This window comes from Geothrix sp. SG200 (genome assembly GCF_022808935.1).
Classification (GTDB): domain Bacteria; phylum Acidobacteriota; class Holophagae; order Holophagales; family Holophagaceae; genus Geothrix; species Geothrix alkalitolerans.
Map to the genome: position 1 here is coordinate 1 of NZ_JAKZFR010000002.1, position 25,698 is coordinate 25,698.

Annotated in this window: 28 protein-coding genes; 11 read left to right on the plus strand and 17 right to left on the minus strand. The window is 65.7% G+C overall.

From position 1 onward, the window contains the following. Window positions 1–116: 116 nt before the first annotated feature. The 5 genes from ML539_RS05345 to ML539_RS05365 all read right to left on the minus strand — a co-directional run bounded on the left by ML539_RS05345 (window position 117) and on the right by ML539_RS05365 (window position 4,850). Window positions 117–638: a hypothetical protein gene (locus ML539_RS05345; RefSeq protein ID WP_243321384.1), complete on the minus strand. Its 522-nt coding sequence runs from the start codon at window positions 636–638 to the stop codon at window positions 117–119. Window positions 639–760: 122 nt separating this feature from the next. Further along, window positions 761–1,261, minus strand: a complete 501-nt coding sequence (locus ML539_RS05350) for an ankyrin repeat domain-containing protein (protein ID WP_243321386.1) — start codon at window positions 1,259–1,261, stop codon at window positions 761–763. A 153-nt stretch (window positions 1,262–1,414) separates the two neighbouring features. Then, a complete protein-coding gene (locus ML539_RS05355) occupies window positions 1,415–1,921 on the minus strand; it encodes a hypothetical protein (protein WP_243321388.1) in 507 nt (168 codons plus the stop codon). A gap of 144 nt (window positions 1,922–2,065) precedes the next feature. After that, window positions 2,066–2,713, minus strand: coding sequence for a hypothetical protein (locus ML539_RS05360; protein ID WP_243321389.1), 648 nt, complete (start codon window positions 2,711–2,713; stop codon window positions 2,066–2,068). A gap of 235 nt (window positions 2,714–2,948) precedes the next feature. Beyond that, complete coding sequence (locus tag ML539_RS05365) at window positions 2,949–4,850, minus strand: serine/threonine-protein kinase (RefSeq protein WP_243321392.1); 1,902 nt, start codon at window positions 4,848–4,850, stop codon at window positions 2,949–2,951. A 126-nt stretch (window positions 4,851–4,976) separates the two neighbouring features. On the opposite strand from ML539_RS05365, the gene ML539_RS05370 reads away from it, so the two are divergent. From ML539_RS05370 to ML539_RS05390, 5 genes are all read left to right on the plus strand, one after another. Continuing rightward, window positions 4,977–6,500: a cellulose synthase family protein gene (locus ML539_RS05370; protein WP_243322259.1), complete on the plus strand. Its 1,524-nt coding sequence runs from the start codon at window positions 4,977–4,979 to the stop codon at window positions 6,498–6,500. Window positions 6,501–6,615: 115 nt separating this feature from the next. Further along, a complete protein-coding gene (locus ML539_RS05375; protein ID WP_243321394.1) occupies window positions 6,616–7,467 on the plus strand; it encodes a PHP domain-containing protein in 852 nt (283 codons plus the stop codon). A gap of 31 nt (window positions 7,468–7,498) precedes the next feature. Continuing rightward, a complete protein-coding gene (locus ML539_RS05380; RefSeq protein WP_243321396.1) occupies window positions 7,499–7,897 on the plus strand; it encodes a response regulator in 399 nt (132 codons plus the stop codon). Between the two features lie 2 nt (window positions 7,898–7,899). Then, a complete protein-coding gene (locus ML539_RS05385; protein WP_243315461.1) occupies window positions 7,900–8,730 on the plus strand; it encodes a tRNA pseudouridine synthase A in 831 nt (276 codons plus the stop codon). A gap of 8 nt (window positions 8,731–8,738) precedes the next feature. Then, on the plus strand, window positions 8,739–9,296 hold the full coding sequence (locus tag ML539_RS05390; protein WP_243321398.1) for an HD domain-containing protein: 558 nt from the start codon (window positions 8,739–8,741) through the stop codon (window positions 9,294–9,296). Here the strand turns inward: ML539_RS05390 and ML539_RS05395 are convergent. The 6 genes from ML539_RS05395 to sucC form a co-directional block, all read right to left on the minus strand. Then, window positions 9,293–10,513 carry a CapA family protein gene (locus ML539_RS05395; protein WP_243321400.1) on the minus strand — a complete coding sequence of 407 codons (1,221 nt, stop codon included), beginning with the start codon at window positions 10,511–10,513 and terminating at the stop codon, window positions 9,293–9,295. The genes ML539_RS05390 and ML539_RS05395 overlap by 4 nt on opposite strands. Next, window positions 10,513–11,391: a hypothetical protein gene (locus tag ML539_RS05400; protein ID WP_243321402.1), complete on the minus strand. Its 879-nt coding sequence runs from the start codon at window positions 11,389–11,391 to the stop codon at window positions 10,513–10,515. The genes ML539_RS05395 and ML539_RS05400 overlap by 1 nt, the downstream gene beginning before the upstream one ends. An 18-nt stretch (window positions 11,392–11,409) precedes the next feature. Then, complete coding sequence (locus tag ML539_RS05405) at window positions 11,410–11,826, minus strand: hotdog domain-containing protein (RefSeq protein ID WP_243321403.1); 417 nt, start codon at window positions 11,824–11,826, stop codon at window positions 11,410–11,412. A 27-nt stretch (window positions 11,827–11,853) separates the two neighbouring features. Continuing rightward, the gene (locus tag ML539_RS05410) at window positions 11,854–12,498 is read right to left on the minus strand and encodes a PepSY-associated TM helix domain-containing protein (RefSeq protein WP_243321405.1); all 645 of its coding nucleotides are present in this window, start codon (window positions 12,496–12,498) and stop codon (window positions 11,854–11,856) included. Between the two features lie 94 nt (window positions 12,499–12,592). Continuing rightward, entirely contained in the window at window positions 12,593–13,465 is an 873-nt protein-coding gene (gene sucD, locus ML539_RS05415) for a succinate--CoA ligase subunit alpha (RefSeq protein ID WP_243321408.1), read from the minus strand. A 43-nt stretch (window positions 13,466–13,508) separates the two neighbouring features. Then, window positions 13,509–14,666 (minus strand): ADP-forming succinate--CoA ligase subunit beta, encoded by a 1,158-nt coding sequence (gene sucC / locus ML539_RS05420; RefSeq protein ID WP_243321410.1) that lies wholly within the window; start codon window positions 14,664–14,666, stop codon window positions 13,509–13,511. Window positions 14,667–14,766: 100 nt separating this feature from the next. Between sucC and ML539_RS05425 the strand changes: the two genes are divergently transcribed. Continuing rightward, entirely contained in the window at window positions 14,767–16,248 is a 1,482-nt protein-coding gene (locus ML539_RS05425) for a PilT/PilU family type 4a pilus ATPase (protein WP_243321412.1), read from the plus strand. Between the two features lie 194 nt (window positions 16,249–16,442). After that, a complete protein-coding gene (locus tag ML539_RS05430; RefSeq protein ID WP_243321415.1) occupies window positions 16,443–17,798 on the plus strand; it encodes a tetratricopeptide repeat protein in 1,356 nt (451 codons plus the stop codon). A 10-nt stretch (window positions 17,799–17,808) separates the two neighbouring features. On the opposite strand, the gene ML539_RS05435 is transcribed toward ML539_RS05430, so the two are convergent. From ML539_RS05435 to udk, 5 genes are all read right to left on the minus strand, one after another. Further along, window positions 17,809–18,804 carry a polyprenyl synthetase family protein gene (locus ML539_RS05435; protein ID WP_243321417.1) on the minus strand — a complete coding sequence of 332 codons (996 nt, stop codon included), beginning with the start codon at window positions 18,802–18,804 and terminating at the stop codon, window positions 17,809–17,811. A gap of 10 nt (window positions 18,805–18,814) precedes the next feature. Beyond that, window positions 18,815–19,312 (minus strand): YajQ family cyclic di-GMP-binding protein, encoded by a 498-nt coding sequence (locus ML539_RS05440; RefSeq protein ID WP_243321418.1) that lies wholly within the window; start codon window positions 19,310–19,312, stop codon window positions 18,815–18,817. A 133-nt stretch (window positions 19,313–19,445) separates the two neighbouring features. Next, a complete protein-coding gene (locus tag ML539_RS05445; protein WP_243321421.1) occupies window positions 19,446–20,075 on the minus strand; it encodes an NUDIX hydrolase in 630 nt (209 codons plus the stop codon). Next, on the minus strand, window positions 20,075–20,392 hold the full coding sequence (locus ML539_RS05450) for a rhodanese-like domain-containing protein (protein WP_243321424.1): 318 nt from the start codon (window positions 20,390–20,392) through the stop codon (window positions 20,075–20,077). The genes ML539_RS05445 and ML539_RS05450 overlap by 1 nt, the downstream gene beginning before the upstream one ends. Continuing rightward, window positions 20,385–21,038, minus strand: coding sequence for a uridine kinase (gene udk / locus ML539_RS05455; protein WP_243321426.1), 654 nt, complete (start codon window positions 21,036–21,038; stop codon window positions 20,385–20,387). The genes ML539_RS05450 and udk overlap by 8 nt, the downstream gene beginning before the upstream one ends. Window positions 21,039–21,093: 55 nt before the next feature. Here udk and ML539_RS05460 point away from each other — a divergent pair, with 55 nt between their 5' ends. Then, the gene (locus ML539_RS05460; RefSeq protein WP_243293629.1) at window positions 21,094–21,717 is read left to right on the plus strand and encodes a type II secretion system protein GspG; all 624 of its coding nucleotides are present in this window, start codon (window positions 21,094–21,096) and stop codon (window positions 21,715–21,717) included. Window positions 21,718–21,985: 268 nt separating this feature from the next. On the opposite strand, the gene tdh is transcribed toward ML539_RS05460, so the two are convergent. Further along, window positions 21,986–23,017 (minus strand): L-threonine 3-dehydrogenase, encoded by a 1,032-nt coding sequence (tdh, locus tag ML539_RS05465; protein WP_243321428.1) that lies wholly within the window; start codon window positions 23,015–23,017, stop codon window positions 21,986–21,988. A gap of 272 nt (window positions 23,018–23,289) precedes the next feature. Here tdh and asnB point away from each other — a divergent pair, with 272 nt between their 5' ends. The 3 genes from asnB to ML539_RS05480 are packed head-to-tail and all read left to right on the plus strand — an operon-like array spanning window position 23,290 to window position 25,697. Further along, window positions 23,290–25,029 (plus strand): asparagine synthase B, encoded by a 1,740-nt coding sequence (asnB, locus tag ML539_RS05470; protein WP_243321430.1) that lies wholly within the window; start codon window positions 23,290–23,292, stop codon window positions 25,027–25,029. Continuing rightward, window positions 25,029–25,400: a PilZ domain-containing protein gene (locus ML539_RS05475; protein WP_243321432.1), complete on the plus strand. Its 372-nt coding sequence runs from the start codon at window positions 25,029–25,031 to the stop codon at window positions 25,398–25,400. Before asnB ends, ML539_RS05475 begins: the two co-directional genes overlap by 1 nt. A 51-nt stretch (window positions 25,401–25,451) precedes the next feature. Further along, a complete protein-coding gene (locus ML539_RS05480) occupies window positions 25,452–25,697 on the plus strand; it encodes a hypothetical protein (RefSeq protein ID WP_243321434.1) in 246 nt (81 codons plus the stop codon). The last annotated feature ends 1 nt before the right edge of the window (window position 25,698 follow it).

Below are 25,698 nucleotides of genomic sequence, written 5' to 3' on the forward strand. Positions count from 1 at the left end.
CGGGGACAGCCCCGGGGGGCTGTCCCCGGCGGTCTGGCGCAGCCGGAGGCCCGTGCGCAGCCAGCCCTGCGGCCTCCGCGTCACCCACAGGATGACGTGAAGGGAATCCTTCCTCCCTAGGCCGCGTCGTGAGGTCCGACCGGAGGGTGGAAGGACCGCGAATCGTTCCAGACTTTGATGAGATGGGGCTTGGCGTGCTGGTACCAGTAGCGGATCAGGTCGGTCCTCCGGCGATCGGATTCACCGGCCAGGAAGGCCCCGTCGGCCATGGCGAAGGAGGCGTCGACGCCCGGACCCAGGACGTGGAAGCGGGAAGCCCCGCGTTCATCCAGCCCGATCACGATCCGCAGGCCGCTCACGGCGCCCGCGGTGCCCTGCCCAGCCAACAGCAGAGGCTCCGCGCCATCGAAGAACACGCACACGCCGCTGTTCAGCACCGTGGCGAGGTGCTCCTCGAACGCCTCGAAGCTGCAGAGCTCCGGCAGCCGATCGAACCGGAGAACCCGCCTGGCCTCCTCTGCCGCGGTCCCCGCCAGGGGGACCTGCCACCCCGCCCGCTTCGGCCTGAGCCACGGGGCGTAGGCCGCCACGCGCGCGGGCGCCGGATGCGGCTGGAGGTCACTGGAAAGGAATGGCACGGGGTGGGCTCCTCGCGGGACTCACCCATGAAACCGGACCTGAGGTCGGTCAGCAGCAGAAACCGCCGAACGGTCGTTTCTGGGGGCCGAATGGTTGAAACGGCCTGAAGCCTGCCGCAGGTTCAGGCGTGCGCCCCATGTCGGCGCAGGGCGTCGACGCCCATGGAATGTCCAAACCGCTGCCCTTCCTCGAGCGGCGTGGCGTAATGATCGATGCGGGTCCGGGCGGAAGCATCCGCGCCTCGGGAAAGCAGGAGCGTCACCGCGTCCCCATCGTCGTTTGAGACGGCAAAGTGCAAGGGGGTGTAATCGTTCACCCCCCGCTGCTGGATATCTGCGCCGAAATCGAGAAGCAGCTGGATTCGACTGCATCGATCCTGGTGATTGGATGTGAGCGCGGCAAACAAGGATGGAAAACCAGAACCCGGGTAATTCGGGTCAGCCCCTAATTGTAAAAGTTCCTTCACCAGAGATATCGGTGAATGATAGAGCGCGTAATCAAGGCAGTAATCCCCACATTCACCCCATGGTGAGTTGGGGAAGTCGACAGGGTCCCCGAGCTCGCTGCGAATCGCCCGCAGGTCACCTTCAAGAAAAGCAGAATGAATTCGGTTGTGGTTCATGTCTGGGTGATGGTGGATGTCGGACGAAGGAGATTCATGGAATCGCTCGTATCAAGATTCTGAACGGAAACAAGTAAATGATTAACTTAGACAGAGTTAGGCAATACAGACAGGGGCCCTGTTGAGCGAAGGGTTAGGCCCGGTGTTCACGACTCAGAACAAGGATTGATAATCTTGTTTGATTGAAGCGATAAGGAGATCGTAGTTGCGGTGAATACTTTGTTCAATCGATCTGTCACCAGAAATATTTGCCTCGATTGCGGTCGGAACACTTTGCAGTGAAAGCAAGAAAATGTGAGCGCAATTGGATGAGTTTGTTAGGCCAAGGATGTCTAATTGAAACCCGATAGACATTGACTCTTTCCACCTAGAGTCAAAATTTGCTTCAGCGGTTGAGTAGCGGTTCATATCTTTATGAATAGGCGTGGATGAACCAACCACAAGATAGTTGACTATGGACGCGTGAAGTTTTCCAAGAATGTCTACAATTTCAAATATTTTCTTTCGATATTCTTCTTTTTTGGATTTTTGCATGAGTTGATTCTGGACATACCGTTGGGTAAAAAAACTTATGGTGCCACCGATTAAGGCACCAAGTCCGATTTTGATTGCGCTGTCTATCACCTGGATTGAGGTCAGTGGCTGAGCGTCCATCATCATCAATCACCTTTGGATAGGTTGGGTAAGGCCTAACGAAGGAAGCTAACCGGCCCCGCCTGCACCGGGGCAATGAGCGGAGTCGAGGAAGCAGGAAGCTGAGAGAGAGCGAAAGGCAATGCAGGCGGGTCCGAGTTGAGCGAAAGGTTAGGCTTCTGGCATTTGTTTTATGTATGATTTTGAAAGATGGTCTATTTCAATCCAGTTGGTAGTTAATTTAATAAGATTTACAAGATCATCAATGTCATGTGATTCCCATTTCCTCAAATAGTGAGTTTCATCATTACCGAGCCACAAAGATCGTTTGGCCACAGCCTGAATCCTTGGATCAGGAATGTAATCGTTCACTACGGCACCCGAAAATTTTGTTTTAATTTCTGCGGCCTTTTCTGGAGCGAGTGAGATTGCATAGTCCTTGATTAAAAATTCAAAAGATTTTCGGTAACCAGGGCCCGCGATCTGTGTGAGCCCAATTTGAAGAGCTTCCTCCGATTCATTAAAGATGCTTATAAAAAGCGGTGATAACTCAATAATACATTCTGGAAATGAGGATGAATTAGGTTTGATAGGTGATGTTCGAATAAGTGTCGGATCACCGATTTTGCTGTAATAGCCGAAAAAGAATTGTCGACAATTTTGATATGCACATCGATAAATGACCTGAACACCCTTTCCAGAATCAATGAGATCTGCCCGAGTAACTTCGATCTCACTGTGTCTGTGGCAGATTGGGCAGGGATCTGGTGCATCAACCTGGTACCCGTGATTGGCGAAACTGATTTGGCGTTTGATCATTCGGCTGACTCCAGATGCCTAACTGCAAATTGGACGGCGATCTTATTCAGTTTCGAAATCACCTAATTTTATTGCGAGATAACCGTTAATATCGAAATAACCACGAATTCAGGAAACAAGCATGGTGAGATGGGCACCTGAATGGCCTAGATGGTTGTGGATGACTGCAGGTTTGGAATAGCAATGCCGGTTAAAGGAGGCCAAGAGGGCCCGAGGCCCTCCCTCCTTCCCTCGTTCACAGCGGGAACCTCAACCCCTTGTCTCCCCGCACCTCCACGGTCTCGCTCTTGGTGCCTTTGGGGCCCCGGACGGTGACGGTGTGGCGGCCTTCGGCGAGCTTGACGCCGCTGCCGTCGCTTTCGATGCCGGTGTCCTGGCCGTCCACGAGGACTTTGCCGGTGCCGGGGAAGGTTTCAACGGTGAGGGTGGCGAGGGCGGGCAGGTTCAGGGGCAGGGTCTGGCCGGCGGTGACGCTGAGGTTTCGGCTGTCCCTGAAGTAGTGCCGGGCGCTGGACAGCTCCACCTTGTGGGCGCCGGGAGGCAGGGGCAGCTTGGCGCCGGGAGCCAGGTCGCCCATGTCCTTGCCATCCACCTTCACGCGCACGCCGAAGCCGCCGGCCAGCTTCAGGTTCCCGGGGGCGTTGGGGTCCAGGGCCGGCTCCTGGCGGGTATCGGCGGTGGTGGCCTCCTTCAATTCGAAGGCACGGCCGGCCGGAACCTCGCCGGGGGCGAAGTCCGAGGCGAAGCCCAGCTGCTCCTTGGTGAGGGTCAGGCGGTGGGGCTGGCCCTGGTTCCAGCGCACCTTCAGCGGCGTCACGCCCTCCTGGGCCTTCTCATCCAGCACCACCGTGGCCCCGGAAGGCACGGAATCGATGACCTCCTCGCTGATGATGGCCTCCAACGGAAAGACGGGCGGGGCCTCGCCGGGCTTGAAGGCATAGGTCAGAGGCCGGAAGCCCTTGAGCTCGAGCCGCAGGGTGTCGCCTGCCTGGAGCGGCTGGTTCATGGGCGTGGCGCCCACGGCCAGATCGTTCACGAAGACCTTGGCGCCCGTGGGCTGGGAATTGATCTGGAGGCGGGCGGCCCTCGGGCCCCGGAACAGGAGCCAGCCGCCCACGGCCAGGGCGGCCACGGCGGCTGCGGCGATCCAGATCCGGCCGGTGCCGCGGGGCTCGGGACGGGCCACCACCATGGTCTCGTCGTAGGCGGTGGAGCGGATCGCGGGAATGGGCGCCTCGCCGTTCATCTTGAGGATGCCCAGGAGCTCGCGGCGGTCCTCCTTGGCGATGTCTGTCACCGCGTCCAGCAGGTCGCGCACGAAGGCCGTGCAGGTGGGGTGGCGCTCCTCGGGGCGCTTGGCCAGCACCCTGTCGAAGACCCGGTGCCAGCCGTCGGGCAGGACGCCCAGCACCGGCGGCTGCACCTCCGCGGGCGGCTCGTTGACGATGCGGTAGAGGATGGTGTTGATGGAGGTGCCGGGGAACGGGGACTGGCCGCTCATCAGCTCGAAGGCCAGCACGCCGAAGCTGAAGATGTCCGAGCGGCTGTCCACCTTGCCTTCGCGGATCTGCTCAGGGCTGGCGTAGCTGGGCGTGCCGAGGAAGGTGCCCGTCTGGGTGAGGCTGGCGTCCTCGCGCTTGGCGATGCCGAAGTCCATGAGCTTGGTGCGTCCGTCCTCGCCCACCATGACATTCCCGGGCTTCACGTCCCGGTGGACGATGCCCTTGGCATGGGCGTGGTCGAGCGCTTCGGCGATGCCCGCGGCGATGCGGAGCTTCTCCTTGTTCGGCAGCGGGCCGCCTTCCTTCATCAGCCCGTCCAGGGGCTTGCCGGGCACGTACTCCATGGCCAGGAAGGGTCCGTGGCCCTCCTCTTCGCCCACGTCATAGATGGCCACGATGCCGGGATGGTTAAGCAGGCCGGACACCTCGGCCTCGCGCTGGAAGCGCATCAGGTGCTCGTGCTGATCGGCCTCGGTCCGCACCGCGTCCAGCTTCATGAGCTTGATGGCCACCTTGCGCTTGATGCGGGGATCCTCGGCGAGCACCACGCTGCCCATGGCCCCCGAGCCCAGGAGGCGGAGGACCTGGTAGCGACCGATGGTCCTGGGGAGGTTCAAGTTGTCGAGATCGGCCATGCCAGCATCCTACCGGACGCATCGGGATGAAGTGGTAGATTGTCATGTTTTTCGTGGTTTTTCCGACTCTCCATGGCACAATAACGGCAGGTCCGCTGGCCCGGGCCCTGGGAGGCTTATTCCGTGATGGAAGTCGTCAAGACCATCGTGCTCGGCACCTACTTCACGCTGCTCACCATCCTGAGCATCTACGGGGCGCACCGCCTCTGGATGCTGCTGCTCTACTACCGCCACAAGAAGGACGTGCCGCAGCCCGTGGGCGACGCGACCTACCTGCCGGTGGTCACGGTGCAGCTGGCGGTGTTCAACGAGATGAACGTCATCGAGCGCCTCATGGACCACGTCGTGAAGATGGACTGGCCCAAGGAGAAGCTCGAGATCCAGGTGCTGGACGACTCCACCGACGAGACCGTCAAGGTGGCCAGCGCCGTCTGTGACCGCTACAAGGCCCTGGGCTTCGACATCCACTACCTGCACCGTACGGATCGCACGGGCTTCAAGGCGGGCGCCCTCTCGGAAGGCCTGAAGGTCGCCAAGGGCGAGCTGGTGGCCATGTTCGACGCCGACTTCCTGCCCACGGAGGACTTCCTCCGCAAGGCCGTGCCCCACTTCGCCGACGGCAAGGTCGCCTTCGTCCAGGGCTGCTGGGCCCACCTGAACCGCGAATTCTCCCTGCTGACCCAGGTGCAGGCCATCCTGCTCGACGGCCACTTCGTCTTCGAACACACGGCCCGTCACCGGTCCCACGCCTTCTTCAACTTCAGCGGCACCGCCGGCATGTGGCGCGTGGCCGCCATCGCCGATGCGGGCGGCTGGGAGCACGACACCATCACCGAGGACGCCGACCTGTCCTACCGCGCCCAGCTCAAGGGCTGGAAGGGCGTCTACCTCAAGGACCTCGTCGTCCCCGCCGAGCTGCCCGTGGAGGTCAACGCCTTCAAGAGCCAGCAGCACCGCTGGGCCAAGGGCAATGCCCAGGTCATCCGCAAGCTCATGAAGACCATCTGGAAGTCCGACGAGAGCCTGCACACCAAGCTGGAGTGCTGGTTCCACCTGACCGCCAACTGCAACTACATCCTGATGGTGATCCTCAGCATCATCATGGTGCCGAGCATGATCTTCCGGGCCGGGACCCCCGTGCACGTCCTGCTGCTCACGGACGGTCCCTTCTTCCTGCTCAACGCGGTGAGCGTGGGCCTCTACTTCGGCCTCTCCCAGAAGGAACTTACCGACAACACCGGCTGGAAGACCCGCCTCAAGTACATCCCCGGCCTCATGGGCCTGGGCATCGGCCTCGCCCTGAACCAGGCCAAGGCCGTGATGGAAGGCTTCTTCACGGACGACAAGGAATTCAAGCGCACCCCCAAGTACGGCGTGGACGCCAACGGCAAGTCCGTCACCAAGCGGGCCTACAAGGTGCCCAAGAGCCTGCTGACCTTCCTGGAGCTGGGCTTCGCGGTCTACTACTTCGTCGCCCTCTTCGTGGCCATCTACATCCGCAAGTGGGCCTCGGTGCCCTTCCTCTGGCTGTTCTTCAGCGGTTTCGCCTACATGAGCATCCTGTCCCTGGCCGACGTGAAGCTGTTCCGCCGCCTGGCCATGGATGAGCCTGTGGACGACGCCCAGAGCGCCTCGAACTTCGTCCAGTAGCGCGAGCTTTCGAGCTGGGGCCCTGCCCCGCCCCGGGTCCTCGTTCCGGTCCGTGCCGGAGGCGTCCCCGGGGCGAGCCCATCCACCTGGTACCCACCCATCTCCCTGGCACCCATTGATCGATCTCCACTGCCACACCCTCCACTCGGACGGCACTGATACGCCGGAGCGCCTGGCGCTGCTTGGCGAGGAGGCCGGGCTGGCGGCCCTCTGCCTCACGGACCACGACACCCTGGGCGGCATCCCGGAGTTCCTGGCCATGCAGCCGAAGGTGAAAGTTCGCCTCCTGGTGGGCACCGAGCTGAGCTGCCGCTTCCTGGGCCGCTCGTTGCACGTGCTGGGCCTCCTGGTGGATCCCGCCGACGCCCGGTTCCAGGGGCGCCTGGACGAGCTGCGGCTGCGCCGGGATGACCGCAATCGCCGCATGCTCGCCCGCCTGGCCGAGCTGGGCTGCCCCATCACCTACGACGATGTCCAGGCCCAGGCCGAGACCCCCCTCATCTCCCGGGTCCACTTCGCCAAGGCCCTCGCGGCCCGGGGCTTCGTCAAGCGGGCGCCAGAGGCCTTCGAGCGCCTCATCGGAGACGACTGCCCGGGCTTCGTGCCCCGGGAGGAGCTGAGCCCCGCGGAGGCGGCGCGCTGGATCCGCGAGGCCGGCGGCGTGCCCGTCGTGGCCCATCCGGGACGCTTCGCGGGCGGTTCCTTCCGCTGGGACGAAGCCATGAAGGATCTCCAGCACGAAGGCATGGAGGGCCTGGAGGGCTACTACGGCGAATACCGGGCGGCGGAGCAGAAGCACTTCGTGGCCTTGGCGGCGCGGCTTGGCATGGTGGTCACCGGCGGCAGCGACTACCACGGCGCCAACAAGCCGGGTCTGCGCCTGGGTTCGGGCCGCGGCGGGCTCAAGGTGCCGGACAGCCTCCTGGACACCCTGGAAAGACAGCAAAAAGAGGGCACTTACCACTAATTGCCGATAGGCTGGTGCAAACGAGGCAGCCATGGCAGAGCGAATCCTCCTGGTGGAGGACGACCCGATCAACATCAAGTTCATCCAGACCGTGCTGATCAAGAAGGGCGGTTACGAGGTGCTGGTGTCGGAGGAGGTTGATGAGATCCTCCGGCTCGCCCGGGAGGCCGACCTGAAAGCCATCATCATGGACGTGAGCCTCTCCCGCTCGAGCTACCAGGGCCAGAAGGTGGACGGGATCTTCATCACCAAACTGCTCAAGACCGACGAAGCCACCCGTCGGATCCCCGTGCTGCTGGCCACCGCCCACGCCATGTTCGGAGACCGGGAGAAGTACCTGGAGCTGACGGGCGCGGAAGGCTACATCTCGAAGCCGATCCACGATCCCGCGACCCTCATCGAGGCGGTGAAATCCGTCGCCGGAGCCTGACGGTGGCCGCGAAACCCGTGCCCTACACCGCATTCCGCCTGCTGGTGGAATACGACGGCAGCCGCTTCCACGGCTGGCAGAAACAAGGCCCCAAGCAGACCCGCGAGGGGGTTCGCACCGTGGCGGGCAGCCTGGAGCACGCGATCCACGAGGCGGGCCTGCGGCTCGTCTACCTGGGCGGCGCGGGGCGCACGGATGCCGGCGTGCACGCCCTGGGCCAGGTCGCCCATCTGCACCTGGAGACCAAGGGCGCGCCGCGGCCCGGCGAGCTGCGCAGGATCTTCGACGCCACCCTCCCCCAGGACATCGCCATCCGTGACGTCCGATCCTGCGCGCCGCGCTTCCACGCCAGGTTCGACGCCGTCGACCGCACCTACCTCTACCAGATCAGCCGGCGGCGGAGCGCCTTCGGCAAGCCCTGGATCTGGTGGGTGAAGCGCAGCCTGGACCTGGACCGGCTGCGGAAGACCTGGACCGCCTTCGAGGGCGACCAGGACCTGGGCTCCTTCGCGGACCTGGATGCCGAGGAGGATGGGCTGAGCCGGATCCTCCGCTGCGAGGTCGCCGAATCCGGATCCCTCGTGCTGTTGCGGGTCCGCGCCACCCACTTCTTCCGTCGTCAGGTGCGGCGCATGGTCGGCGCCTCAGTGGCCTGCGCCCTGGGCGAAGAGGAACCCCGTCGGGTGCTGGAGGATCTCCATGCGCCCACCGAGGCGGCGAACCTGTACTGGGCGGCCAAGGCGGCCCCGGCCTCGGGGCTGTTCCTGGAGTCCGTGCGCTATCCCGGGGATCCCGAACCCGCGCCGCTCAGCCCGGCCATCCCCATCTACTGAGGCCTGTGATGCTCACCCGCGACGAAGCCTGGACCCTGCTCTGCCAATGGACGCCCTCCGAGAAGTTGCGGACCCACGCCCGGGCCGTGGAGCTGGTGATGCGCGACCTCGCGGAGAAGCTGGGAGATGATACCGGGCGCTTCGGCCTGGCGGGCCTGCTGCACGACGCGGACTACGACAGCTGGCCCGAGGAGCACCCCAAGCGCATCGTCGCCTGGCTCCGCGAGCGGGGCGAGACAGAGCTGGCCCACGCCATCAGCGCCCACTACACCCGCTGGAACGTCCCCTACGACCATCTGTTGGACAAGGCCCTGCTGGCCTCGGACGAGATCACGGGCTTCGTCATGGCCTGTGCCCTGGTGCGCCCCACCCGCACCGAGGGCCTGGAGCCGAAGAGCGTGAAGAAGAAGCTCAAGGACAAGGCCTTCGCCGCGGGCGTGGACCGCTTCGAGGTGGCCGAAGGTTTCCGCATGCTCCTGGAGGCCGTGGGAGGCACCGAGGAGGAGCACCTGGCCCGCATCATCGCCGTGCTGCACGAGAACCGGGCTGAACTGGGACTGGGCTAGCGGACGAACGCCTCGCCCAAGGTCTCGGTGATCCGCCGGCGCCGGAGGATGAGTGTCCTGAGGTATTCCTGCTTCTCCAGCAGCGCTGCCCGTCGAGCCTGGGCCTCCGGGCCCTCCTGAGGCGTCGAGAGGGCTTCGACCTCGGCCCGGGCCCGGGCCTCGGCCGCAGCCACGCGGATGACGCGGATCTCCCGCTTCGCGGCGGGGGCTCCCCAGTTGTTCTCGGTCCACAGAGGCTCGAAGGAGGCCTCGGACAGGGCCACATGCGTCCGCCCATCCAGGTCCCGGCGCTGCTCGAAGATGGCCTGGAGCGCCGCGCCGTCGCGGCTATCGCCCCCCGCCACCGGGAACAGGTCGGCCCGGTACATGCGGTCCTGGTTGCTGATGAAGTTGCCGAGGGAATAGGCCACCAGGGCCTTGCGGCCGCCTGCCTCCAGGATTTCCGCGGGCTGAAGAACGTGGGGGTGGTGGCCCAGCACCAGGTCGCAGCCCGCCTCCACCAGCCGCCTGGCGATGTCCCGCTGGCGCTTGGTGGGCTGGCGTTGGTACTCGTTGCCCCAGTGGACGCTCACCACCACCAGGTCGGCCCGGGAACGCGCGTCCCGCACAGCGGCCATGGCAGGTTCCAGGTCCAGGGGGCGCACCCAGGGTTCGGTGGCCTTGCGGTCGAGGTTCACGTTGAAGATGTCCGTGAAACCCAGGAACGCCACTTTCAGCCCCTGCCGTTCCACGATCTGGAGCGCCTCCGCCCTGGGCCGGTCCTCCCCGCTGCCCACCGCGAGCAGCTGCTCGGCCCGCAGTCGGTCCAGGGTCTCGCGAACGCCCTTCGCCCCCTGATCGAAGGCATGGTTGTTGGCCGTGGAGAGCACGGTGAACCCGCTCGCCCGAAGGGCGCCCGGCAGGGCCGCCGGGGCATTGAACTGGAAGGGCACGCCAGGGCGGCCGGTGGTGGGCGCCACGGGCGTCTCCAGGTTGCCGAAGGCCAGGTCCGCGTCTCGGAAGAGGGGCACAAGATCTGCCCAGAGCGCCGGAAAGCCCTGCGGCGCATGCTCTGCGGAGGCCTTGACGTCCTGGTGCATGAGGATGTCCCCCACGGCCACCAGGCGGAGGCGCGGCGGGGGTGGTGGTGGGGGGGGCGTGCGGCGGGACCGGCAGCCCACCAGGCTGCCCAGCCCCGCCGCCAGGAACGCGGCAGCGAATGGCCATCGGGAGCGCATCAGTCCCAGGCCTCCGGCCCGTAGTAGACCTCGATCGGCAGGCTGGGCAGCCGGGCGCTAACCTGCGCCGCGAGGTCGTCCATCTCCTGCCGGGACAGGGGGCGGGCCTCGGCTTCCGGCGTGGGCCGGGCCACCGTGTAGAGCTGGATGGCCCGGAGCCGGCCGCCCTGGGTCTGGATGGCCTCCAGCCGGTCGCAGTAGGCGGCCACCTCGGCGGCGGAGGGTCCCTGCCCCTTCCAGCTGAGGAAGAGGGTCTGGATGAGGATGGGCCAGCGCCGGGCCGTGGCCAGGAGGTTGTCGAGGATCTTCTGGAAGGGCACCTGGCTGCGGCAGATCTCCCGGTAGAAGGCTTCGGTGCCTGCGTCGAGCTTGGCCCAGATCTCGCCCTGGTTCGCCATGAGCGTCTCCAGGCCCTTCACCACCTCGGGGGCCTGCAGGCGGCTCGAATCCGTGATGAGCACGAGCTTCACCAGGTCGAGACCGCGCTGCTTCTTGCGGCTGGCGACCCTCGCCACCACCTCGGCGAACTCGCGGGCCGTGGTGGGTTCGCCGTCGCCGCTGAAGGCGATGTCGTTGAGCCGCCGCTGCTCCGGGCGGGCTGAATCGAAGGGCGGGATGTCATAGATCTCGCCGCTGGTGGCCAGGTCCAGCAGCAGGCCCAGCTCCTTGTCCAGCAGGTCCAGGTCCAGATCCTTCCGCTTGGGGGGCGTGAGCCGGTCCACCTCGCAGTAGACGCAATCGAAGTTGCAGACCTTGTCCGGGTTCAGGTTCACACCCAGGCTCACCCCACGGCTCCGCCGTGAAATCACAGGGTAGCAATAGTCGAAATCCCGCCAGACGCGGCGGTGGTCCAGATGGGCCTTGATGAGATCCGTCATGGCACCAGGATACGCCCTTCAGGCCTGGCCGCTCCGGGCCTGGTGGGCCTCCGCGGCGGCCAGGACCGCCTCGGGTTTCCACAGGATGGGCTCGGGATGCTGCCCTTCGTCCACGGCCACCATGACGAATTCGCCGCTGGTGACGGCCCGCCGGGCATCAGACACGGGCTGGTAGACCTGCACCTCGATCTGGAGCGTCATGCTGGTGCGGCCCTGCCGGGCGACCGCTACGTAGAACTCGATGATCTCCCCGGCCCGCACGGGGCTGTGGAAGACCAGCTCGGAGACCTTGAGGGTGAGGAATCGGCGGTTCCGGGACATGAGCGAGGCGGTGATCCCCGCCACCTTGTCCATGCGGGACATCATGTCGCCGCCAAACAGCGTGGCGTTGAGGCCGATGTCCTGGTCCAGGACCATCTCTCTGGATATCAGCATGAACCCTCCGTCCCCAGCATAGCGGCGCTACCACGCCCTGGAGGCGACGAGGATGGCCGTGGCCAGACCACCCAGGGCCAGGCTGGCGGACAGGAGGCGCGGGCCCGCCAGCCGGGTCCAGAGCAGCGTCCCGCTCAGGGCAAGGAAGACCAGCGCCCCGGCGAAACAGTCCGTGAGCAGGATCCAGCCAGCCTGTCCGGCCTCGGCCTTGTGCAGCCGCTGGAAGGTCTCGACGAGGTTCGCATCGCTCCGCTCCACCTCCACCGTCCGGTTGCCCGGCAGGTAGATGGCGCGGGAAAAGTGGGCGTGGCCGCCCACCTGGATCAGCCACTGGACGGGGGCCTTCACGTCCTGGCCGCCGAACCGCGCGGGTCTGGGAGGCAGCACCCGCGAGCGGATGCGGCTCATGGGAACCCCGAACCGGGTGGCCAGGATGCCCGCCAGGTCCTCGATGGTCGCCGGCGGCTGATCCAGCTCCAGCTGCACCTTGTGAGCCTCCACCTGCCCGGCCTCGATCCTCATGACGGCGCGGTGGTTCTGGAGGAACCCCGTCAATCCGAACAGCAGGCCGAAGGCCGCTCCGCTCAGGCCCACCCAGGCATGGAAGCGGCGGAGATGGCGCAGAAACGCGCTCCGACGGGATTCGGATCGGGAACCGGTGATTGGCGTCATGACAGTCATCATGCAGCCACCGGACCCGCTCCGTGAAGGCGCAATAACAAGGCGGCCTCCGGGAGGCCGCCTTGTTCCGGTCAGGATCGAAGGGCTACTTCAGCCGCTCGGCCAGAGCCTTGCCCATGTCGGCGGGGCTCTGCACCACGGTGATGCCCGCGGCGGTGAGGGCCTTCATCTTCTCGGCGGCGGTGCCCTTGCCCCCGGAGATGATGGCGCCGGCGTGGCCCATGCGGCGCCCCGGAGGGGCCGTCTGGCCGGCGATGAATGCCACCACCGGCTTCTTCATGTTGGCCTTCACCCAGGCAGCGGCGTCTTCCTCGGCGCTGCCGCCGATCTCGCCGATCATGATGACGGCGTGGGTGTCGGGGTCGTTGTTGAACATCTCCAGCGCGTCGATGTGACTGGTGCCGCTGACGGGATCGCCGCCGATGCCGATGCAGGTGCTCTGGCCGATGCCCAGGGCGGTGAGCTGGCCCACGGCCTCATAGGTCAGGGTGCCGGAGCGGCTGACGACGCCCACATGGCCCTGCTTGTGGATGCGGCCGGGCATGATGCCGATCTTGGCCAGGCCGGGGCTGATGATGCCGGGGCAGTTGGGGCCGATGAGGCGGCTCTTGGGGTAGTTGGGAAGTACCCGCTTGACCTTGACCATGTCGAGGACGGGGATGCCCTCGGTGATGCAGACGACCAGCTCGATGCCCGCGTCGAGGGCTTCGAGGATGGCGTCCGCCGCGGCCACGGGGGGCACGAAGATCATGGTGGCGTTGGCGCCGGTCTTGGCCACGGCATCCTTGACGGTGTTGAAGACGGGGAAGCCTTCGATCTCCGTGCCGCCCTTGCCGGGGGTCACGCCGCCGACCACGTTCGTGCCATAGTCGCGGCAGCCCTTGGCATGAAAGAGGCCTTCGCGGCCCGTGATGCCCTGGACGATGAGTTTGGTGTGGTTGCCCACGAGAACAGCCATGTCATACCTCTCGAAAATGTGATTCCGGGTTCCGTGGATGGACCTACTTGATGGAGGCGACCACCTTCTCGGCGGCATCCCTCAGGTCGGCTCCGACAATGAGGTTCAGGCCGCTTTCCGCCAGGATCTTCTTGCCCTCCTCGACGTTGGTGCCCTCGAGGCGCACAACCACCGGCACCTTGATGCCGATCTCCTTCGCGGCGTTCACGATGCCGGAGGCCACGATGTCGCAGCGCATGATGCCGCCGAAGATGTTCACCAGCACGGCCTTCACGGACTTGTCCTGGAGGATGATGCGGAAGGCGTTCTTCACCGCGTCCTCGGTGGCGCTGCCGCCCACATCCAGGAAGTTGGCCGGGGAGCTGCCGCAGTACTTGATGATGTCCATGGTGGCCATGGCCAGGCCCGCGCCGTTCACCATGCAGCCGATGCTGCCGTCCAGCTTGATGAAGTTCAGGTTGTACTTGCTGGCTTCCACTTCTTCTTCCGCTTCCTCGTTGAGGTCGCGGTAGGCCAGGACATCCGGGTGACGGACGAGGCCGTTGTCATCGAAGCCGATCTTGGCGTCGAGCGCAGTCACATCGCCCTGCTTGGTGACGACCAGGGGGTTGATCTCCACCATGGAGCAGTCCTTCTCCACGAAGAGCCGGTAGAGGTTCTGGAGGAAGACCACGCCCTTCTTGAAGGCGTCGCCTTCGAGGCCCAGGGCGAAGGCCACCTGGCGTGCCTGGAAGCCGCTGAGGCCCAGGGCCGGATCGATGGCGACCTTGACGATCTTCTCGGGAGTCTTCTCGGCCACTTCCTCGATTTCCACGCCGCCTTCGGTGGAGGCCAGGATGGTGACCCGGCTGGTGACGCGGTCCACGAGGAAGCTCAGGTAGAGTTCGCGCTCGATGTCGATGGGCTTGGAGATGAACACCGTGCGGACCTTGCGGCCTTCGGCGCCGGTCTGCTTGGTGACGAGCTGCATGCCGATCATGGCCTTGAACAGCTCCGCGGCCTTGTCGGGATCCGTCGCGAACTTCACGCCACCGCCCTTGCCACGGCCGCCCGCGTGGATCTGCGCCTTGACGACGCTGGCCCCGCCGAACTCCTTGGTGATCATGCGGGCTTCTTCAGCGTCCTGGGCGACCTTCCCATCGGGCGTGGCCACCTTGTACTGCCGCAGCAGCTCTTTGGCTTGGTATTCGTGGATATTCATGCTCACTCCCGAAAAGGTCGCCTTCCAGTCTACCGCCCGGGCCGGCGCCGCCGAACCCTGAAGGCTGTGACTCGTGGCATCCTTTAAGCAGGAGCTGTCCATGCCCCAGATCGACCGGCTGCTGTCCCACGTCATCGCTCGCGGAGGTCGCCGCCTCCACCTGGTGGCCGACCAGAAACCCCACCTCGAGCTCAAGACCGGCGAGGTCATGGACCTTCTGCCCAACGCCCTCCCCGCGCTGATGGTGGAGGTTCTGGCTGGCGAAGTGGTTCCCGGGGACCTCAAAGCCTCCTGGCAGATGGAAGGAAAGGCCCAGTTCCAGCACGAACTGGACGGCCAGATCTTCGGAATCCGGCTCGATCGGGAAGGCGGGATTCCGGTCCTCATCGCGGAATGGCAGGGCCCGGTGTCTCCCCGTCCATCCACCCCCCCGCCCGCTTCAGCGGCCTCGCCCCTGCGGACCGAGCGAGGCCAGGGCCATCCCCTGGCGGAACGCCTGTTCTCGGCGCTTCTCTCGAAGCAGGGCTCCGACCTCCACTGCACGTCCATGGAGCCCCCCCTGGTCCGCGTCCATGGGGACATGAAGGAAATCGAGGGCTTCGATCGCCTGGAACCCGCCACCCTGCTGGAGATGATGGAGGCCCTGGCCACGCCGGCGGCCTGGCATCACTTCCAGGAACACCACGATGCGGACTTCGCGTATGCCTACGAGGCGGGCGGCTGCCGCCTGCGCGTGAACTACTTCATGGATCGCGTCGGCCCTGGTCTGGTCTGCCGCGTCATCCCGAACCAGCTCCCCGACCCCGACAAGCTGGGCCTTCCGGACCCCGTGCGGCGCCTCTGCGACCTCTCCAAGGGGCTGGTGCTGGTGACCGGTCCCACAGGCAGCGGCAAGTCCACCACTCTGGCGGCCATCATCGACCTGGCCAACCAGAAGCGCCATGACCACATCCTCACCATCGAGGACCCCATCGAGTTCGTGCATCCCCGCAAGGGTTGCCTGGTGAACCAGCGCGAAGTGGGGACTCATACGGACGGGTTCAAGAACGGCCTTCGTGCGGCCCTGCGCGAGGATCCCGACATCATCCTCGTGGGCGAGATGCGCGACCTGGAGACCATCGCCATCGCCCTGGAGACCGCCATCACGGGCCACCTGGTCTTCGGCACCCTGCATACCAGCAGTGCCATCGGCACCATCGACCGCATCGTGGACCAGTTCCCGGCGGACCGGCAGCAGCAGATCCGCGTGATGCTGGCGGATGCCCTCAAGTGCGTGGTGAGCCAGACTCTGCTCAAGAAGATCGGCGGGGGCCGCATCGCCGCCCTGGAGACCCTCTTCATCAGCCCCGCCATCGCCAACCTTATCCGCGAGGGCAAGAACTTCCAGATACCCAGCGCCATGCAGACGGGCCGGAGCTACGGCCAGAGGCTCATGAACGATGCCCTGGTCGAGCTCATCAAGGACAAGAAGGTGGAGCCCATGGAGGCCTACCTCAAGTGCCCCGACAAGGAGAGCTTCATCGCGGCCTGCAAGCGGGCCGGGATCCCGTTCGATCTGCGGTTGGGGGAAGTCGAGAGCTAGAACCAGCCCCTTGCGCGGCTGACCCTGCATCCCATGCTGGATACCACCTGCGGGTGAGGGTGCGTGTGTCCATCCACCTCGACCTCCGGTTTCCGATCCCGCCGACGGGGACACGCCAAAAGTCTTTTCTATTCACAATGATGCATCCGGGAAGCCGCACCCTCACGCCATGACATCCGCCCTGGAGGTGGAACATGACCCTGCACCTGGGCAAGTCCCCCCGTTCGTATGGATCGGCCGCCGCGAAGGGCTCCCTGCTCCATCCGAAAGCGCGAAGAGGATTGGCGGTGGTCGCGGTCCTGCCCTTCCTGAATCCGCGACCGGATGGTGTCGACGACCACCTCGGCGAGGGCACCGCCGATGAGGTGCTTCAGGGCCTCAACCGGATCGAAGGTCTCCAGGTCCTGTCCCGGACCACCTCCTTCCGGTATGGAGACTCACCCTTCTCGCCCGCGGAGGTCGGCCGGCGGCTGCACGCCACCGCCATCCTGGCCGGCTCGCTCATGCAGGAAGGGACCCTCCTGACCCTGAACACGACCCTGGTGGATGTGAAATCGGGCAAGGTGGCCTGGGCCAAGCCCTATGTCTTCAGCCGCCAGGAGCTTTTCGCCACCCTCGACGATGTCATCCGGTGCGTGGCCTCGGCCCTGCATGTGCCCTCTCCCGGGCAGGCCAGGCACGCGGTGGGACTGGACGCCTACGACTACTACCTGAGGGGCCGCCAGTACTATTTCCGCTTCAGCCGCCAGGGCATGGGTTTCGCGGCGCAGATGTTCCGGCATTCCCTGGACCTGGATCCGGCCTTCCCCTCCGCCTGGGCAGGTTTGGCCAACTGCGCGGCCTACAGCTACATCTACCTCGATCGTGCCGAGACGCAGAGGGAGTTGGCAGAGTCCTGCAGCCGGAAGGCCCTGGAGCTGGATCCCGGCCTGGCTGAGGCCCATGCTTCCCGGGGAGTGGCTCTCTCGGCAGCCGGCCTGGCTGACGAGGCGGAGGAGGCCTTCGAGACGGCCCTCCGGCTGGATCCCAACCTCTACGAGGCGGCCTATTTCTACGCCCGCCACTGTTTCGCCAACGGCAAGCCGGAGCGGGCCATCGAGTTCTTCGAATGGGCGGCGGCCCTCCGCCCGGAGGACTTCCAGGCCATCCTGCTCGTGGCGCAGGTCTACCACAGCCTGGGCCTGGAGGATGAGGCGGAACGCGCCCGCAGGGCCGGCCTCGCCCTCGTGGAGGAGCGCCTGGAGCGGGTGCCCGACGATGTGCGGGCCCGCTACCTGGGGGCCAACGCCCTGGTCGCGCTGGGCGATCGGGAGAAGGGCCTGGCCTGGGCCCGGATGGCCAGGAGCCTGGACCCCGACGACCCCATGCTCCTCTACAACCTGGGCTGCATTCACGCCCTGGCTGATGCCTCGGAGGAGAGCCTGGACTGCCTTGAACGCGCGGTGGCCGGGGGGCTGACCCAGAAGGGCTGGTTCCTCCACGACGGCGACCTGGACTCCGTGCGGTCGCACCCGCGGTTCCAGGCCCTGATGGTCCGCCTCGGGAACTGAGCGGGGAGCCTCACATGCTCCGCGACAGAAGGGCTTCGGGGATCTCCCGCAGCAGGGCCCCGGTGGCCTCGTCCCCCTTCACGGCCGACACCTGGACCACGGCGTTCCGGGAGGCCTTGAGCGCCAGCTCCCTCGTTTCGGAGAGCGCGTCATGCCGCGTGATGAGATCCCGGAGCCGGGCCTCCTCGTCGGGCGGGATGGGCACTTCCTCGCCCCGATCCCAGATGGTCCGGACCAGGGATCGGGCCTCGTCCGGTGCCTTCTCCAGCAGGGTGAGCATGGGCAGGGTGAGCTTGCCCTCGCGCAGGTCGCTGAAGGCCGGCTTGCCCAGCTGCTCGCTGGTGGCGGTGTAGTCCAGGAGGTCATCCACCAGCTGGAAAGCCCGGCCCACTTCAAGGCCGTACTGGCGCATGGCGACACATTCCTCCTGGCTCCGGCCCGTGAGGACGGCGCCGGTCTCGGTGCAGCCGCTGAACAGCAAGGCGGTCTTCCGCTCCTGGATGTCGAAGTAGTCCTTGCGGCTGGTGTCGAGCTTGAAGAGCACATCGTTCTGGATCAGCTCACCCTCGATCATGCGGGTGGTGACCTCCGCGAAGATCTCCATCATCCGCCAGCTGCGCCCGGCGATGGCCTCGCTCATGGCCACCAGGTAGAGCAGGTCCCCGAAGAGCACCGTCAGCGTGTTGCCCCAGAGGCGGTTGAGGGTGGGCATGCCCCGCCGGAGCTGGGCGTGGTCGATGACGTCGTCATGCACCAGGGTGGCTGTGTGGATCAGCTCGAAGACGGCGCCGAAGCGCACGTCTTCGTCGTTGGGCACGCCGCAGAACCGGGACGACAGCATCACCAGGGCTGGCCGCAGGCGCTTCCCCTGCCCTCCCCGGACGTGGTCGGCCAGCTTCTGGACCACCTCCACGTCGCTCTGGAGGATGCGCTGGAGCTCCGCCTCCACGCCCGCCAGCTTGGGGGCGATGGGGAGGAAGTAGCGGGAGAGGTCGAGTCGGCTCAACGAAGAACTCCTAGCCCCGGTAGTTGGTGAACTGCAGGTCCAATCCCTGATCGTCCTTCTTGAAGAGGGCGATGACTTCCTGCAGGTCGTCGCGGCTCTTCCCGCTCACCCGGAGCTGGTCGCCCTGGATGCTGGCCTGGACCTTGATTTTCGAATCCTTCAGCGCCTTGATGAGCCCCTTGGCCTTCTCCACGGGAATGCCCTGCTGGATGGTGACCTCCTGGCGGACGGCGCCTTTCGCGGCGGGCTCGATCTTGCCGTAGGTCATGCTGCGAATGCTCACGCCCCGCTTGTGGAGCTTGGTCTGGAGCACGTCGATGACGGCCTTGAGCTTCACCTCGTCATCGCTGGTGAGCACCAGCACCTTGTCATCCTTGAGCTCGATCTTCGACACCGAACCCTTGAAGTCGTAGCGCTGCCCGATCTCCTTCATGGCCTGGGACACGGCGTTCTTCACCTCGTCCAGGTCCACCTTGCACACCACGTCGAAAGAGCATTCGCTGGCCATGGGCACTCCTCACAGGGATACACCTTTCAGACTAGCGCCTTGGCCGAACCCAGGAAAAGGCGGAGACCGGGTTCACCGGATGAAAAGCCGGATTAACAGGATGAGCGGGGCGCTGAACTTCGTTCGAACCCTGTTAATCCTGCCTGCGCTTTTCGGCCGAGGCCTCCAGCACCCCGAGCAGCGCGGGCCAGCCCTCCCAGAGGGACAGGAGCTGGAAGGCCGCCAGCACCAGGGCGTGGTGGATCTCCCCATGGGCCATGCGGGCGCGCCACTCAGGCCAGGCGCAGGCCCAGACCTGCAGTTCCTCGGCGGGATCCAGCGCCAGGGCTCCCTCCGGGTCGCAGTCCAGGGCCAGGAAGGTGTGGCAGCGATTGTTCTGGGTGGCCGGATTCGGGGTGCACGAGCCCAGGGAGACCCAGTGGTCGGATCGGAATCCCGTCTCCTCCCGCAGCTCCCGCCGGGCCGCCGACTCCGGGGCCTCCCCCGCATCGCAGCCCCCGCCCGGGATCTCCAGCGTCGGGGCATCGATGCCGTGCCGGAACTGCTCCACCACCAGCAGGTCGCCCTCCCGCGTGAAGGCCACCACGTTCACCCAGTCCGGGCCCTGCAGGCGGTAGAACGCATGCTGCCGCCCTGTGTGGGGACTGCGCCGCTGGGCCACGATCTGCCGGAATAGCCGGGAATCCTGACGCACGCTCTCGGACTCCTGGGTCCAGGCTGCGTTCGGATCGAACCCCTCCGGATGACGGTGAAGCAACCGCATCAGTACCTCGGCACGGAAGGATCCATGAGGCTGTAGGCGTCGATGCCTCCGGCCAGGTGCGCGATGTCCGTGAAGCCCGCTCCATGCAGGAACCGGAGCGCGTGGAGGCTGCGGGAGCCGTGGTGGCAGTAGGCGGCCACGGGACGGAACGGATCCAGCTCGCCCAGGCGGCTCGCCAGTTCGCCAAGCGGGATGAGGGTGGCGCCTGGAAGGTGGGCCAGGTCGTACTCCCACCGCTCTCGCACATCCAGGCGCTGCACGGTTTCAGGGAGGTCGCGGTAGCTCTCGGGAGAAAGGTGGATGCCGTGCTCAAACACGATGAGGGTCTCCCTGGTCCAGCACGCGGCTGAAGATGTGGTGGGTGATGACGTCCAGCGCCGTGCGGTTCTCCACCCCCGTCGGGACAATGAGATCCGCCCAGCGCTTGCTCGGTTCCACGAACTCCAGGTGCATGGGACGCACGCTCTGTTCGTACTGGTCCATGACGCTCTCAAGGCTGCGGCCCCGCTCCTTCGTGTCCCGCCGGATGCGGCGGAGAATGCGGATGTCGGCGTCCGTGTCCACGAACACCTTCATGTCTAGCTGGTCGCGCAGTTCCGGCAGGGCAAAGAGCAGTAGGCCCTCCAGGATGACCACCTGCCCCGGCGGAAGCGGGTCGCCCCAGCCGGTCCGGTCAGAGATGGTGAAGTCATAGATCGGCTTGCGGATGCTCTCCCCGCGGCGCATGGCAGACAGGTGCGCAGCCATGAGCTCCAGGTCGAAGGCATGGGGGTGGTCCCAGTTCACGGGCAGGCCATCGAATCGGGATTTCACCAGTTCCAGTGGGGCGTAGTAGGCGTCCATGTCCAGCAGGAGTGTGGCCACTGACCGGCGCTTCAGCCGCTCCACCAGCTCCGCCGCGACAGACGTCTTCCCGCTGCCTGACCCCCCTACGATGCCCACCAGCATCGGCCTGTCGATCATGTGCCCCCCATATCCTTCCATCCTACCGTCCCGCGCCTCTGCTAAGGTTCATGCCATGAACCGCGCGCGTTTCGTCCCTGCCCTGGCCCTTCTTGCCCTGCTCGCCGGATGCAGCTCCGAGGACCCCAGGCTCCCCGGGAACCTCTACGAAGAAGCCCGGAAGCTGAACCTGGAGGGCCGGAGCCTCGAAGCCCGGGCCATGATGAAGCAGCTGGTGGATCGCTACCCCGACTCGGACGCCGCCCACCAGGCCACCAAGGACCTCTTCCTCATCGAAGCCTTCGTGAGCCGCGACCTGGCCGACCGCCAGAAGCAGGTCCGCGCCGCCCTCAAGCGCATCACGGATGCCCTGATCCGTTACAAGGCCAAGACCGGCGAGTACCCCGAGACCCTGCAGGGCCTCGTGCCCGAATACCTCGACCAGGTTCCTGAGGCCCCCTGGGGCCATCCGTTCCTCTACCGCCCCTATGTCGCCCGACCCATCGAGGACGTCCAGGTGAAGCGGGGTCCTGCGCGGCAGAAGTTCAACACCAAGCTGGATGGCTACTACCTGGCCTGCCTCGGCACCGACGGCCTGCCCGGTGGCGAGGGGCTGGCGGGCGACATCCTCATCAAGGACGGCGCCCCCTGGACCGACGGCCCCTACCCGCCCATCCCCCAGCCTCAGCCCGTGCGCTGAGGTGCTTGCGCGCTTCGCGCGCAAGCACCGGAAATGCGGCGGCATGACCGCTTTTCGCCGTTATGTCGGGCCGGGAGGAGCTACTTCACACCCCAGTCCAGGATCACCTTCCCGCTCTGGCCGCTCCGCATGGCGTCGAAGCCCTTCTGGAAGTCGTCGATGTCCCGACCGCCGGGTGACGGAGCAGAGCCCGGTGGGCTCTGCGGAGTCGGGCCCCGGCGAGGAGGGAATCAGTCCCGAGTGGGTCGAAACCCAGCTCGGAGCCGTCCTACTTCACGCCCCAGTCCAGGATCACCTTCCCGCTCTGGCCGCTCCGCATGGCGTCGAAGCCCTTCTGGAAGTCGTCGATGCTGAAGCGGTGCGTGATGACGGGGGTGATGTCCAGGCCGCTCTGCACCATGGCGGCCATCTTGTACCAGGTCTCGAACATCTCGCGGCCGTAGATCCCCTTCAGAATCAGCCCCTTGAAGATCACCTGGCTCCAGTCGATGGCGCAGTCGCCGGGGAGGATGCCCAGGAGGGCCGCCCGGCCGCCGTGATGCATGGCTTCCAGCAGGGACTCGAAGGCGTTGCGATTGCCGCTCATCTCCAGGCCCACATCGAAGCCTTCGGTCATGCCCAGATCCTTCATGACCTCGGGCAGGCCCTTCTTCATGGGGTTCACGGCCACGGTGGCGCCCATCTTCCGGGCCAGGTCGAGGCGGTACTCGTTCACGTCGGTGATGACCACGTGCCGGGCGCCCACGTGCTTCGCGATGGCCACGGCCATGATGCCGATGGGGCCCGCGCCGGTGATCAGCACGTCCTCGCCCACCATGTCGAAGCTGAGGGCCGTATGCGTGGCGTTGCCGTAGGGATCGAAGATGGAGGCCACCTCGTCCGGCACGTTGTCCGGCACCTTGAACACGTTGAAAGCGGGGATGGAGAGGTACTCGGCGAAGGAGCCCGTGCGGTTCACACCCACACCCACGGTGTTCCTGCACAGGTGGCGCTTGCCGGCGCGGCAGTTCCGGCAGTGCCCGCAGGTGATGTGGCCCTCGCCGCTCACGCGGTCGCCGGGTTTGTAGCCCTCGACCTCGGCGCCCACCTTCTCGATGACGCCGTAGTACTCGTGGCCCACGACCATGGGCACAGGGATGGTCTTCTGGGCCCAGTCGTCCCAGTTGTAGATGTGCACGTCGGTGCCGCAAATGGCGCTCTTGTGGACCCTGATGAGCACGTCGTTGGGGCCCATCTCCGGCATGGGCACCTCGCCCATCCAGATGCCTTCCTCCCGCTTGGTCTTCAACAGGGCTTTCATGGCGCCTCCAACCGCACCATTTCACCATCAAGAGCAACACGGACCAACTTCCGCATCCGCCCTTGACGATTCGTGAAACCAGCCGCTAAGGTGCTTGCAGGCGGCCCATGACCTTCCCCTCTCTGCGGACCAACCGCAACTTCAATAATCCGCTCCCTCGCGCGAATCGCGCGTGGGCCGGAGAGGGTCTCACCTAGACACCTGAATTCCCGGACCACCCCCGATTCGCGACAGCGGATCGGGGGTTTTTCTTTATCCCCAACGGAGCTCCCATGTGCGGCATCCTCACCATCCTCGACATCGATCCCTCGCGCTCGAACGCGGCGGAGCTCCGGCGCCAGGCCCTGGCCATGGCCCGCAAGATCCGCCACCGGGGCCCGGACTGGAGCGGCATCTACAGCGACGGCCGGGCCATCCTCGTCCACGAGCGCCTCTCCATCGTGGACGTGGAGCACGGCGCCCAACCCCTCGTCGACACCCTCCAGGGCACCGTGCTGGCCGTGAACGGCGAGATCTACAACCACAAGGACCTGAGGCGAGGCCTGCGGGAGGCCCACGACTTCCAGACCCTTTCGGACTGCGAGGTGATCCTCTACCTGTACGACGAGCTGTCGCCCAGGGACTTCCTCAACCGCATGAACGGGATCTTCGCCTTCGTGCTCTACGATCCCAAGCGGGAGACCTACCTCATCGCCCGGGATCCCATCGGGGTCATCCCTCTCTACCTGGGCTGGGACCGGGAGGAGCGGCTCTACGTGGCCTCGGAGATGAAGGCCCTCGTGGGCCACTGCGAGCGGATCCGCGAGGTTCCCCCGGGCCACTACTACCTGGCCCATGAGGCGGACAAGGGCTTCCAGCGCTACTACGAGCCCGACTGGGCCCAGCCCGGCTATGTCCCCCAGGAGCCCTACGAGCCGGCGAAACTCCGCGGGGCCCTGGAGGCCGCGGTGCGGCGGCAGCTCATGTGCGACGTGCCCTACGGCGTGCTGATCTCCGGGGGCGTGGATTCCTCGCTGGTGGCGGCCATCGCCGCCCAGTACCGGGACGGCCGCGTGGAGGAGGGGGGCGCCACGCCCGCCTGGTGGCCCCGGATCCACAGCTTCGCCGTGGGCCTGAAGGGCGCGCCGGACCTGGCTCCCGCCCGCCTGGTGGCGGACCACATCGGCGCCATCCACCACGAGATCCACTTCACGGTCCAGGAGGGGCTGGATGCCCTCTCGGACGTCATCCACCACCTGGAGACCTTCGACATCACCACGATCCGGGCCTCGACGCCCATGTACCTCATGATGCGAAAGATCCGGGCCATGGGCATCAAGATGGTGCTGTCGGGCGAAGGTGCCGACGAGATCTTCGGCGGCTACCTCTACTTCCACAAGGCGCCGGACGGTCCGGAGCTGCATGCCGAGACCGTCCGCAAGCTCCAGAAGCTGCACCTCTACGACTGCGCCCGGGCCAACAAGTCCAGCGCGGCCTGGGGCGTGGAGGCCCGCGTGCCCTTCCTCGACCGGGAGTTCCTGGATGTGGCCATGCGGCTGGATCCCGCCGTGAAGCTCCCCCGGAACGCTCCGCGGCCCAGGCCCATCGAGAAGTACCCGCTGCGCCAGGCCTTCGACGGCCTCATCCCGGACGAGGTGCTCTGGCGGCAGAAGGAGCAGTTCTCGGATGGCGTGGGCTACGGGTGGATCGACAGCCTCAAGGCCACGGCGGAGCGCGAGATCAGCGACGCCATGATGCGCGGGGCGGCGGAGCGCTTCCCGGTCAAGACTCCGGAGACCAAGGAGGCCTACTTCTACCGCCAGATCTTCGAGCACCACTTCCCCAGCGCCACGGCCGTGAACTGCGTGCCCTTCGAGCGCAGCGTGGCCTGCAGCACGGAAACCGCCCTGCGGTGGGATGCATCATTCGCCAACCAGGCTGACCCCTCCGGGAGGGCCGTGACCGATGTCCACCTTCAGGGCCATGGCTCCGCGCTATCATCACCGGGCCAGCCGAACCCGGAAGCCCATTGATGAGCACGACTCCCGACCAGCGACAATACCCCCGCGTTCCCATCGCCTATCGCGTGAAGGTGGTGACCCCCGAACGCATCATCGCGTTTCCGTCCGCCATCAACATCAGCATGGGCGGCATCCTGATCGGCGGCCCGGATCGGCTGCCCGTGGGCACAGCCTGCGGCGTGGCCATTCTGCTCGAGGAGGCGGAGGCCGGCAGGCGGGTGGTGACCCGGGGAACCGTCGTCCGCTCCGATCCCAATGGGATGGCCATCCAGTTCTCGCGGGAGCTCGAGCCGAGTGGCGTCGACGCGCTGAGGGCCCTGATCCGGTCCGTCTCCCCCGAGGCCGACCAGGCCTTCGAAGCCCGGAACCATCCCCAGGGATAGCCGTTCCGCCTCGAACCGCCCTCCTGTCCGAACTGATCGCCCGGAGCCTCCATGTCGACACCCGAAGCCGCGTTGGCGCGCCTGCTGGAGTACATCAAGCCAGGATCCGCCGCCCGGGGGGCCGGAGGCGAAACCTGGGCGCCGCCCGCCTTCGAGCGCTACGAAGACATCCGGGAGTGGCTGAAAGAGTCTGTGCTGAGCGCCACGATGTACGAACGCTACCCGGACGGCCGCTGGACCATCCAGCTCCTGCTGAAGGAGCAGGAGCCGGGGATCTACCGGTACATCGTGCTGTAGG